The organism is Streptomyces sp. NPDC007896 (genome assembly GCF_042959425.1).
Taxonomy (GTDB): Bacteria; Actinomycetota; Actinomycetes; order Streptomycetales; family Streptomycetaceae; genus Streptomyces.
In genome coordinates, this window is sequence record NZ_JBIBKX010000001.1 from 581916 (window position 1) to 593981 (window position 12066).

At 67.3% G+C, this 12066-nt stretch carries 5 protein-coding genes; 3 read left to right on the forward strand and 2 right to left on the reverse strand.

The window, feature by feature from the left end; all coding sequences use genetic code 11:
- Nucleotides 1-29: 29 nt before the first annotated feature.
- Nucleotides 30-5438 (reverse strand): pullulanase-type alpha-1,6-glucosidase, encoded by a 5409-nt coding sequence (pulA, locus tag ACFZDJ_RS02665; RefSeq protein WP_391056805.1) that lies wholly within the window; start codon nucleotides 5436-5438, stop codon nucleotides 30-32.
- 153 nt (nucleotides 5439-5591) lie between these two features.
- Nucleotides 5592-7652, reverse strand: coding sequence for a carbohydrate-binding module family 20 domain-containing protein (locus tag ACFZDJ_RS02670; RefSeq protein ID WP_391055548.1), 2061 nt, complete (start codon nucleotides 7650-7652; stop codon nucleotides 5592-5594).
- Between the two features lie 220 nt (nucleotides 7653-7872).
- On the opposite strand from ACFZDJ_RS02670, the gene ACFZDJ_RS02675 reads away from it, so the two are divergent.
- The 3 genes from ACFZDJ_RS02675 to ACFZDJ_RS02685 all read left to right on the forward strand — a co-directional run bounded on the left by ACFZDJ_RS02675 (nucleotide 7873) and on the right by ACFZDJ_RS02685 (nucleotide 12056).
- On the forward strand, nucleotides 7873-9255 hold the full coding sequence (locus tag ACFZDJ_RS02675) for an alpha-amylase family protein (RefSeq protein WP_261690332.1): 1383 nt from the start codon (nucleotides 7873-7875) through the stop codon (nucleotides 9253-9255).
- A gap of 285 nt (nucleotides 9256-9540) precedes the next feature.
- Nucleotides 9541-10830: an extracellular solute-binding protein gene (locus tag ACFZDJ_RS02680; protein ID WP_390927963.1), complete on the forward strand. Its 1290-nt coding sequence runs from the start codon at nucleotides 9541-9543 to the stop codon at nucleotides 10828-10830.
- A gap of 227 nt (nucleotides 10831-11057) precedes the next feature.
- Nucleotides 11058-12056: a carbohydrate ABC transporter permease gene (locus ACFZDJ_RS02685; protein WP_097288905.1), complete on the forward strand. Its 999-nt coding sequence runs from the start codon at nucleotides 11058-11060 to the stop codon at nucleotides 12054-12056.
- Nucleotides 12057-12066: the final 10 nt, after the last annotated feature.

Genomic DNA, 12066 nt, shown 5'->3' on the forward strand with positions numbered 1-12066 from the left:
GAGGTCTGCCCCACCAAGGTAATGCCCTTTCAGGAGGTCCGGGAGAATACCGCCACAGTGCGCCCCGGAACGGCGAACGTGCCCGATTTCGCCTCGTAAGAGGAGGATTTGACGATAGGGTCGGCGCCCGCCGCCTGCACCGGGTGCAGCGCGTACGCCGTCCCGGCCAGGCCGCCGACCGTCTGTTCCTGTGTCTTGGGTGTCGCGTTGAAGACGACGACGAGGTCGCCGAGCTCCATCGTGATCACGCCGGGCGTCTCGTCCTTGCCGGACAGCGGGAAGGAGAGCTTCGACTGCACCTGCCCTGCGGTGGACAGCGAGAAGACGTTCTCGGTCGTACGGATCCGCTCCAGGTCCTGGTACGCGGCGGAGCTGCCCTCGATCTGCGGGCATCCCACCTTGACGGTGCTCAACAGGGGTGTGGCGTAGGGCCACTTGGACGCGTTGTCGGCCGCCATCGGCAGTCCGCGTCCGAAGCCGTTGCCGTCCCGGCAGTCCCAGTGGATGGCGTTGAACCAGTCGCCGCTGTCGAACGAGTTGCGGTCGAGGGACTTGGAGCGCAGCAGGTCGGAGCCCGCCTGGGAGAGCGACGGGCCCTGGGAGAGGGCGGCGGTCGCCATGGCGAGGACCTGCATCCGCGCCCGGTCGCCCGCGCTGGTCGTGGCGGGCAGCTTGTAGGTGAGGGCGTCGTACAGGGACTCGTTGTCGTGCGCGTCGGCATACGCGAGGGCGTCGCCCGGTGCCGCCGCGTATCCGGCGGGCTGGCCGTTGTAGTCGACCTCGGAGCCCTTGACCTCCTTGCCGTCGGTGTCGGTGAAGCGGTAGGTGGCGAGGTTGCCGCTGAGCCCGATCTTGATGAGGTCCTGGTAGTGCAGCAGCCGGGCCTTCTGCTCGGCCGAAGTGCCGTTGGCGGTGGAGGAGTTGGGGTCGGTGTACAGGCCCGAGGCGAAGCCCTGGACGCCGGGGTCGGAGTCGAAGGGGCTGCCGCCGCGCACCGCGTCACGCGCCCGGTCGGAGAAGGTCGCGATGCCCGTCCCGGCCATGTTCTTCTGGGTGGCCTGCACGAATCGGGCGTCGTCGGCGACCTCGCCGAAGTTCCAGCCCTCCCCGTACAGGATGATCTTCTTGCCGTCGACCCCGTCCTTCGCCGGGGTCAGCGCGTCGAGGGCCTTGCGGACCGCGAGGATGTTGGCCTTGGGGTGGTGTCCCATGAGGTCGAAGCGGAAGCCGTCGACCTTGTACTCCTTGGCCCAGGTGACGATCGAGTCCACCACCAGCTTGCCCATCATGGCGTTCTCGGTGGCCGTGTTCGCACAGCAGGTGGAGGTGGCGACGGACCCGTCGGCGAGGAGCCGCTGGTAGTAGCCGGGCACGATCCTGTCGAGCACGGAGGTGTCCGCCTGACCACTGGCGGCCGTGTGGTTGTAGACGACGTCCATGACGACGCGCAGGCCGTCCTCGTTCAGCGACTTGACCATCCGGCGGAACTCGACCGTACGGCCGGTGCCGTCCGGGTCGCTCGCGTACGAGCCCTCCGGGACCGTGTAGTGGTACGGGTCGTAGCCCCAGTTGTAGGCGTCCTTCGCGGCGATCGCGGCGACGCACTCCTGCTGCTTCTGGGAGTCGGCGGGGTAGGACGCGAGGTCGCAGCCGGTGGTGGCCTGGTCGGACTTCTTCTCGGGGATGGTGGCGATGTCGAAGGCGGGCAGGAGGTGGACGTACGAGGTGCCCGACGCGGCGAGGGCCCGCAGGTGCCTGGACCCGTCGCTGTTCTTGTCGGTGAAGGCGAGGTAGGTGCCCTGGTCCTTCGCGGGGACGGTCTTGTCCGCCACCGAGAAGTCCCGGATGTGCAGCTCCTGGATCTGGGCGTCCCGCAGCGGCACGGCCTTGGGCTTCTTCAAGGAGGACCAGCCGCTCGGGGCGAGGGACCTGTCCTTCAGGTCGACGACGAGACTGCGCTCGGAGTCGGCGGTGAGGGCGAGCGAGTACGGGTCGGTGACCTTGTTGGTGACGACCTTGCGGACGGTGGGCGCCCACACCTTCACGACGTACCGGTAGGGCTTGTTCCGCCAGGACTTCGCGCCGGTGACGGACCAGACGCCGGTGGTGTCGTTCCTCTTCATGGCGACCGTGGAGCCGTCGAGCTCCAGCGCGACGCTCTGCGCGGTCGGCGCCCACACGGCCAGCGTGGGACGCCCGTCGCGGAACGTCGGACCCAGCTGTGCCTTGGTCGCGTCGTACAGATCGTCGAGTACGCCGGCGATCTGGACGCCGGTCGCCGCGAGCACGGCGCCGTTGGCGGCCCGCCCCGAGGCGACGATCTGACCGTTCAGGGCCTCCTTCAGCCGGCCTCGGTCGCGCGGGTCGACGGACCAGGCGGTGTAGTCCTTGAGGTACGGGAACGCGGCCTTCTGGGCGTCGGTGAGGGTGGTCCTGGTCAGGCGCAGCCACCGCTCGTCGTCACTGGTCAGCGTCCCGTCCTTGACGGCGATCGAGCCGTCGTGGGAGTACAGCAACTGGGTGGAGGCCGCGGCCTCGGAGCCGTTCCAGGCGACCGTGTTCCGGTCGATCCAGACCGCCTTGGAGGTGGTCAGGTCGAGCGCGGCCGCGCTGCCGGCGGGCTGCGGGAGCAGGTACTTCTCCTGCCCGTTCACGAGCCACACCTCGTGGCCGTTCGCGGTGAGGTCGAGCGACTGGTCGGTGGGGAGGTCCTTCTCGTCGCCCTTGTGGAGGATGTAGCTGAGGCTGGTGGCACCCGCGGCGAGCGGCACCTCGAAGACGGCGCCATAGGCGTCGGTCCTCACCGGCTCCAGGGGCTTGGACCAGTCCGTGGGCGTCGCGGCCCCGGTCCAGACGTGCAGTCCCCAGCCGGTGTAGTCGCCGTCGGCGCGGTGGTAGTGCAGTACGGCCTTGGTCGTGTCCTGCGCGGGGTAGTCGGGCCGCTGGGTCTGCACGGCCTCCTTGCCCTGCTCGACCCAGACCTCGCCCGTCTTGGTGACGTCGATCGTGCGGTCGGTGGCGACGTCCTTGTTGCCGTCCTTGTCGATGACGAGGAAGCCGACACTGGAGGCACCCGGCTTCAGCTTCACGTAGGCGAAGGCCCCGTAGGCGTCCCGGCCGACGAAGTCGTGGCCCGCGGGCCAGGTCGTCGACTCACCGTCGGCGAGGTCGCCCCAGGCGTAGAGCCGCCAGTCGGTGTAGTCGCCGTCCGTGCGCTTGTAGTGGACGATCGCGTAGTCGCGCGAGGAGGCGGTGGGGACCTCGGCGGTGGGCAGGGTGCCACTCGTACTGGTGGCCGTCGCACTCGCGGTCCGCCCGGCCGAGTCGACGACCACCGCCTTGTAGCGCAGGGCGGTTCCGGCGGGTACGTCCTTGCCGATGACCTGGGTGACCTTGTACGGGGCGTGGTCGGCGGAGCCGAGCGTCCGCCACTTGCCGCCTCCGACCTGGGCGGCGAAGACGACGCGGTCGAGCTGACCGCCGGTGACGTCGGCGCCGAGCTCGACGGTGCCGGTCGCGCCCGCGTCCGGCGCCTTCAGGGTGAGCGAGGGCTTCGCGGCGGGGGCGCCGAGCGGGCGGGCCGCCTTGAGGACGACGGCGGAATGGGCCGGGACGGTGACGGTGATGTTCTTGTCGGCGTCGCTCGTCGGCCGGGACGAGGTCCCGTAGATCCCCTGGAAGGACATGTCGGCGGAGCCGGTCGCGAAGGTCGCCGTCTTCGCCTCGCCCGCGTTGTTGAGGGCGACGAGGTACTCGGTCTTGTTGCCGCCCGTACGGGAGAAAGCGTAGATGCCCGCCCCGTCGGCAGCGTAGCGCTCGGTCTGCACCCCGTCCGCAAGGGCCGGGTTGTCCTTGCGGAGCTTCGAGAGAGCGGCGATCTCCTTGTAGAGCGGTGCGCTCGTGTCGTAGGCGTCGCTCGCGTGGGTGCGGTCGGTGCCGAGCTCGTCGTCGTCGAGGTAGTCGGCGACCTTGGAGGCGAACATCGTCTGACGGGCGTCCTTGTCGCCGCCCGCGCCGGTGAAGCCCTGCTCGTCCCCGTAGTAGACGACCGGGTTGCCGCGGCTGAGGAACATCAGCTCATTGGCGAGCTCGTCCTTCTTCACCAGCTCGGCGTCGGTGGCCTTCGGGTTGTCCTGGTTCAGGAAGTACCCGATGCGGCCCATGTCGTGGTTGCCGAGGAAGGTGACCTGCTCGTACGCGTTGGCCTTGTCGGTCGTGTACTTGTAGTCGTCACCGAAGACCGAGGCGAGCTTCTTGGCGCTGCCGCCCTGGGAGGCGTACGAGCGTGCCGCGTCCTGGAAGGGGAAGTCGAGGGTGGCGTCCAGTCGCCCCTGGGTGACGTACGGGGAGGTGATCGAGGTGTCGGCGGAGTAGACCTCGCCGAACATGAAGAAGTTCTTCCGACCCCGCTCGGCGGCGTACTGGTCGAGCGCGGTGGCCCACTGCGTCCAGAACTCCATGTCCACGTGCTTCACGGTGTCGATCCGGAAGCCGTCGACGCCGAAGTCCCTGACCCACTTCTCGTAGATCTTCTCCATGCCGCTGACGACCTCGGGACGCTCGGTCCACAGGTCGTCGAGGCCGGAGAAGTCGCCGTAGGTGGTGGACTCGCCGGCGTAGGTGGAGTCGCCGCGGTTGTGGTACATCGTCGGGTCGTTGAGCCAGGACGGCACCTTGGCGTTCTTCTTGGCGGCGGGCACGACGGGCGTACGGGGGAAGGACCCGGCGCCCACGGACGGGAACCCGGCGCCTCGCGCCGCGTAGTCGGCGTCGTCGAAGGGCTTCCCGTCCTTGGTCAGATACGGGAAGGCACCCTTGGAGAGGTAGTCGTAGGACTTCTGCTCATAGTCGACGACGTCGGCGGTGTGGTTGGTGATGACGTCGAAGAAGACCTTCATGCCCTTGGCGTGGGCCTTGGAGATGAGGGTCGCGAGGTCCTTGTTGGTGCCGAAGTGCGGGTCGACCTGGGTGAAGTCGGTGATCCAGTAGCCGTGGTACCCGGCCGAGGCGTTGCTGCCCTCGCCCTGCACGGGCTGGTTCTTGAAGATCGGCGCCATCCAGATGGCGGTGGTGCCGAGCCCCTTGATGTAGTCGAGCTTGCGGGTCAGCCCCTTCAGGTCACCGCCCTGGTAGAAGCCCTTGTCCGTGGGGTCGTACCCGGTGGCGAGGCGCGAACCGGTCAGCCCGCCCTGGTCGTTGGATGTGTCGCCATTGGCGAAACGATCCGGCATGACGAAGTAGAACTGCTCTCGCGTGTCGTCGTGCCGGGCCGGTTCTGCGGCGAGCTTCGCGTCCGAGGGCGGCGCGGGCGGGGTCTGAGCCCGCGCCGCGATCGGCTGAAGGAACGCTGCCGCGAGGGCGGCCACGGCGACTGCCGCGATTCTTCGCTGGGGCGGGGTGCGGCGGCGCGCCCCGGGCGCCGGCCATCTCGGTATCAGGGCCACAGGCGTGAACTCCTAGTGAATACGGCTCAAAACGGCTCGTTTGGGACCGGCTTGACCGAGACACGGCCTCGATGCCGGGCGACCGGCGCGACGGTATCGCCCACGCAAGCTTTACAGCAAGAGTCTTGAAACTCTGAGCAAGAACTTTCAGTGCCAGGTGTCGCTGACGCTGTAACCCGTTCCCGAGCCGGTGCTGTAGGCACGGTTGGCTCCGGACTCCCACGTCACGTTTCCGGAGGAGTCCTTCTTGACGTACTTGTACGCGAACGATGTCGACTTGGGCACGATGACCAGCCGGCCCCAGTACGGGTACGACGCCGAGGACAGCGGGATCGCGTCGGCGGTGTTCCAGGAGCCGAGGGAGGGGATGGAGCCGACGACGTACACGTTGGTGCCGTAGTCGGTGGTGGCGTTGACCGCGAAGGTCACGTCCGTGGCGTCGGCGTCGGCCACGTTCCAGGAGTTGTCGACCTCGACCGCCGAAGTGCCGGTCGCAAGGGTCCTGTTGGTGTTGGACTCCCAGGTGACGTTTCCGGACGAGTCCTTCTTTATGTATTTGTACTCGATGCTCGTGCTCGCCGGAACGGCGACGTCGGCCTTCCAGATCGGGTAGCCCGACGACGACAGCTTCACCGCGTTCGCCGTGTTCCAGCTGCCCAGCGCGGCGACCGAGCCGACCACGTACACATCGGTGCCGGTGGTGGTCGAGGCGTACTCGTCGAAGGTCGCGGTGACGCTGGTGGAACCGCCGCCGCCTCCGCCCCCACCGCCTCCGCCGCAGTTCACCGTGCAGACGTAGTCCGGGTCGTAGAAGGCGACCGCCGACTTCGCGGGCACGGCCAGGGAGGCCTTGCCGCCCGTGACGGTGACGGTTGTGGCCCCACCGTCGATCACGTTCGGGTAGGTGCCGTCGGCCAGACCCGTCGTGTACGTGTACGTGTTGGCGCCGGAGCTGTTGTTGATGGCGACGAAGCCCGCGCCGCCCCTGCCGAAGCCGATGACGTTCGAGGCCGGGGACTGCCAACTGGCGACCGCGTAGCCGCTCGCCGCGTTGTGCCAGCCGATCATGCCGGAGACCGCGGTGTTGCGGTCGAGGCAGTACCAGCCGCTCGCGCAGTTGGTGTCGGTGACGAAACCGGCGGAGTTCGGCGGGGCCTCGTCGCTCTGGCTGAACGTCCAGCCGGAGTAGACGGACGGGCGGCCGTAGCCCCGGGCCAGCTGGAAGACGTTGGCGAGGACCGCGGTGTCGCCGTCCTTGTAGCTGAGCGAGTAGCCGTTGCGCTCGGTGTCGTGGTTGGTGACGAAGGTGTTGGAGTTCGCCTCGGACGTCAGGCCCCAACTGCTGCCGAAGCTCGACAGGTTGGCGATGTCGCCCTGGAACTGCGACTTCATCTGCGCGGCGAAGGTGAAGTCGAGGACGTCACCGGTGCCGTAGTACTCGTCCTGCGCGGGCGGGGTGCCGGGGTAGATCTCCTGGGTGATGTACGGCGCCGCGCCGGAGGTCGTGGTGTGCAGTGCGGCGACGATGGCGCTCAGGTCGGCGGCGTCGATGTGTTTGGCCGCGTCGACACGGAAGCCGTCGACACCCAGGTCGATCTGCTGGTTGAGAAAGCCGGTGATCTTCGCGCGGACGCCGCTCTCGGCGGTGTCCAGGTCGGGCAGGCCGAGCAGTTCGCAGTGCTGGACCTCGTACCGGTCGGACCAGTTCGAGATGGTTTTCGTGCAGTCGTCGCTGTCGGCGGGGTCGTAGTCGGGGGTGTCGTACTTGTTGGTGATGACCGTGCCGTTGTAGCCGGTGCCGGTCTGGGCGGCGGTGTGGTTGATCACGGCGTCCGTGTAGACCTTGATGCCGGCCGCGTGACACGTGTCGACCATGGCCTTGAACTGGGCCGCGGTGCCGAAGCGGCTGTTCAGGTTGTAGGCGTAGGGCTGGTAGACGTCCCACCAGTAGTAGTTCGTCTGCTTCAACGACTCCGCGGGCGGGGCGACCTGGACCGCCCCGTAGCCGGCCGGGTCGAGGACGTTCGTGCACTCGGCGGCGACCGACTTCCAGTTCCACTCCCACAGGTTGGCGATCGCATCGCCGTTGGGGATGCCGGTGTCGAAGACGGCGGCGTGGGCGGCCGGGGCGGGCAGCGCGGCGGCTCCGCCGAGGGCCAGCAGTCCGGCTGTGGCCAGGGGTAACGCCCGTGATCTGATCCAGCGCATGACGGCAACTCCTTGCGGGGGACGGAGGTGCGGGAATGCGGGCAACTGGGGTTCTGGGGAGTCACGTTGACCGCGATGCGAGAGTGGGCGCGGCCAAGTAGCCGCGTCAATACACGTGTTGGAAGTTCTTTCGACATCTTGCTGAAACTCGAACCAACGGATAGCTTCCGTTCCCCCCACCCGCACGACGAAGTGCAGGAGCACCTACATGGCAAGAAACATGGCCAGGAAAACACTTGCCGCCTCGTTCGCCCTCGCGGCGGGCCTGGCGGTCTCGGTGGCCCTCCCCCCGGGTGTCGCGGCGGCTTCTCCGCCAGGCACGAAGGACGTCACCGCCGTTCTGTTCGAGTGGAAGTTCGACTCGGTCGCCAAGGAATGCACCAACACGCTGGGGCCGGCCGGCTACGGCTATGTCCAGGTCTCGCCACCCGCCGAGCACATACAGGGCTCACAGTGGTGGACCTCGTACCAGCCCGTGAGCTACCGGATCGCCGGGCGGCTCGGTGACGCGACCGCCTTCCAGAACATGATCAACACCTGTCACGCGGCAGGCGTGAAGGTCGTCGCGGACACGGTCGTCAACCACATGGCGGCGGGTTCCGGCACCGGCACCGGCGGCTCTTCGTACACGAAGTACAACTACCCGGGGCTGTACTCCTCGTACGACATGGACGACTGCACGGCGACGGTCAGCGACTACACCAACCGCGCCAACGTCCAGAACTGCGAGCTCGTCGGGCTCGCCGACCTGGACACCGGCGAGGAGTACGTCCGCAAGACCATCGCCGGGTACATGAACAGCCTGCTCGGGTACGGCGTGGACGGCTTCCGCATCGACGCGGCCAAGCACATCCCGGCGGCCGACCTCGCCAACATCAAGTCGCGGCTGACCAACCCGTCGGTGTACTGGAAGCAGGAGGTCATCTACGGCGCCGGGGAGGCGGTCCAGCCGACCGAATACACCGGCAACGGCGACGTACAGGAGTTCCGGTACGCCTACGACCTCAAGCGGGTCTTCAACAACGAGAACCTCGCCTATCTGAAGAACTACGGCGAGGGCTGGGGCTATATGAGCAGCTCCGTCGCGGGCGTCTTCGTCGACAACCACGACACCGAACGCAACGGCTCGACGCTCAACTACAAGGACGGGGCGAACTACACCCTCGCCAACGTCTTCATGCTCGCCTACCCGTACGGCGCTCCGGACATCAACTCCGGGTACGAGTGGTCGGACGTGGACGCCGGCCCGCCGAACGGAGGCACGGTCAACGCCTGCTGGCAGGACGGCTGGAAGTGCCAGCACGCCTGGCCGGAGATCAAGTCGATGGTCGCCTTCCGCAACGCCACCCGGGGCCAGTCGGTCACCGACTGGTGGGACGACGGCAACGACGCGATCGCCTTCGGCCGCGGCGCCAAGGGGTACGTGGCCATCAACCACGAGTCGGGCTCGCTGACCCGGACCTATCAGACATCCCTCGCGGCGGGGACGTACTGCAATGTCCAGAACAACACCAGCGTCACGGTGAACAGCTCCGGGCAGTTCACGGCGACCCTCGGCACGAACACGGCGCTGGCGCTCTACGCGGGCAAGACCAGCTGCTGAGCGGCCTCCGCGAGCCGCGCGGAAGGCCGTACGAGAGCCCGTACCGAAAGCGCCGTATCGGACATACCCGATACGGCGCTTTCCTCTTTGCGACCCCTTTGCGACACCCTGCGGTAACGGGAACGTCACGCTTGCGGGATCTTGCGGAAATTTCCTTGCAACGTCTTTCGCAAGGACTTGCAGCGCTGTTAGTTTCCTCCCCAGCCCGGCGGCCGTCGATGGGACAGACGGCACCCGCGGTCCTCCCAAGGGAAGATCCGGGCAAACCCTCTTCTAGGAGCTCATATGCGACGTGGCATATCGATCGCCGCCGCGGTGACCGTCATCGCGCTGACCGCGACCGCCTGCGGTGGTTCCGACGACAACTCGTCGAGCAAGCCGAAGGCCGCCGGCGACATTTCCGGGACGATCACGTACTGGGACACATCGGACGCGGCGACCGAAGCCCCGACGTACAAGGCTCTCATCAAGAAGTTCGAGGCCAAGTACCCCAAGATCAAGGTGAACTACCAGAGCGTCCCGTTCAGCGACGTCGAGCAGAAGTTCAAGTCGGCGGCGAAGAGCGGCAAGGGCGCCCCGGACGTCGTCCGCACCGACGTCGGCCTGATGGCCGAGTACGCCTCGCTCGGCTACATCGCGCCTCTCGACGGCACGATCGCGCTGAAGGACACCTCGGACTTCAACTCGGGCCCGCTGAACACCACCAAGTACAACGGCAAGACGTACGGCGTCCCCTCGGTCACCGACACCCTGGGTCTCCTCTACAACAAGGACCTCCTGAAGAAGGCCGGCATCGCGCAGCCGCCGACCACCTGGGACGAGTTCATCACCGACTCGAAGACCATCAAGAAGAAGACCGGGGCGTACGGCACCTACCTCAACCCCGACTCGTACTTCCTGCTCCCGCTGCTCTACAGCAACAACGCGGACATGGCCGACACCTCGGCCAAGAAGATCACCATCTCCGACGCCAACGCCGTCACCGCGATCACCACGGCGAAGAAGATCCAGGACGAGGCGTCGATGAAGGTCGACTACGCCAACGCCTACCAGAACATGCAGACGGCGTTCAAGACCGGCAAGGTCGCCATGCTGGTCCAGGGTCCCTGGTCGGTCAGCGAGGACCTGAGCGGCAGCGCCTTCAAGGGCAAGGAGTCCAACCTCGGCTACGCGCCCGTTCCGGCCGGCCCCGGCGGCAAGGCCCAGGCGCCGACCGGCGGTCACAACCTCGCGGTCTACCAGGGCTCCAAGAACCTGGACGCCGGGTACCTCTTCACCCAGTTCATGACCTCGACCGACAGCCAGGTCGAGATCGCCAAGGGCACCGGCACGCTGCCGACCCGCAAGTCGGCGTACACGGCCGAGGTCACGGCGGACGCCAAGATCGCCGGCTTCAAGCCGATCCTGGAGCAGACCGCCCGTCCGCGCGTCGCGCTGCCGCAGGTCGGCTCGCTCTTCACGCCGCTCGCGCAGAACTACGTGAAGATCCTGCAGGGCAGCGAGGACGTCAAGGCCGGTCTCGACGCCACCGCCAAGGAGTTCCAGAAGCTCCTGCCCGGCTACACCATCGGCTGACCGGGCAACCCCTGATCCACCGGTAACCGAAGAACGCGCAGCCCCGGGGAACGTTTTCCCCGCTGCCGCCCCGAACGGGGCTCCCCCGGGGCTGCGGTCACCGGTTCCCTCAGGATCACCGGACCCACCGGACCCCGGACCACCGGACCCCGGGCCACCGGACCCCGGGTCACCAGATCTCCCGACCCCCAGACCTCCGCATTTCCGCCGCGAAAGAGCCGATGAGGATGACGACCGCAGCGAGCACCGAGAAGACCGACCTGCCCGCGCCCGGCAAGAACGCCGCGCGCCCCCCACGCGTTTCGGCGCTCCGGCGGTCCTGGGACAAGTACTGGTACGCCTGGGCCATGGTGACCCCGGTCGCCATCGTCCTCACCGTCCTCGTCCTGTATCCGCTCGGGTACGGCATCTACCAGTCACTGACCGACGCCAACGAGTCGAACGTGGCGTCCACCATCGGCGCCTTCCACCGCCCGGCCACCTACAAGTTCGTCGGCCTCGACAACTACTGGCACGTGCTGTCGGGCGCGGACAGCGACTTCTACCCCCGCCTGCTGTGGACGGTCATCTGGACGGTGTCCTGCGTGACCCTCCAGGTCGGCATCGGCATGGGCCTCGCGGTGCTGCTCAACCGCAAGGTCCGCTTCCGCGGTTTCTACCGCGCCATGCTGATCCTGCCCTGGGCCGTCCCCTCGTTCATCGGCGTCTTCGCCTGGCGGCTGATGCTCAACTCCCAGTACGGCGTCTTCAACGAGATCATCACCGCGTTCGGACTGCCGGCCCAGGACTGGCTCGGCACCCCGCTCGCCCAGAAGATCGCCGTCATCATGGTGAACGTCTGGATCGGCATCCCCTTCAACATGGTCGCGGTGCTCGGCGGACTCCAGTCCATCCCCAAGGAGCTGTACGAGGCCGCCGAGATGGACGGCGCCTCCCCCTGGCAGCGCTTCGTCAACGTGACGCTGCCCGGACTGCGCCCGGTGTCGAACACGGTGATCCTGCTCGGCTGCATCTGGACGTTCAACATGTTCAACGTCATCTATCTGCTGCTGGGCAACAACACGAGCGGCGACGCCGACATCCTCGTCACCTTCGCCTTCCGCAAGGCGTTCACCGGCATCTCGGACTACGCGGGCGCGGCGACGTACGGGATCATCATCCTCGCCCTCCTGCTGGCCTTCTCGACCTTCTACCGCCGCAGCACCCTGAAGTCCGAGCAGGCGTAAGGAGCCCTCG

What these genes read in the sequence shown, in the direction of transcription:
- ACFZDJ_RS02675 (WP_261690332.1), top strand. Translation starts at nt 7,873, where the DNA reads ATGGCCAGGAAAACACTTGCCGCCTCGTTCGCCCTCGCGGCGGGCCTG.
- ACFZDJ_RS02670 (WP_391055548.1), bottom strand. Translation starts at nt 7,652, where the DNA reads ATGCGCTGGATCAGATCACGGGCGTTACCCCTGGCCACAGCCGGACTG.
- ACFZDJ_RS02685 (WP_097288905.1), top strand. Translation starts at nt 11,058, where the DNA reads ATGACGACCGCAGCGAGCACCGAGAAGACCGACCTGCCCGCGCCCGGC.
- ACFZDJ_RS02680 (WP_390927963.1), top strand. Translation starts at nt 9,541, where the DNA reads ATGCGACGTGGCATATCGATCGCCGCCGCGGTGACCGTCATCGCGCTG.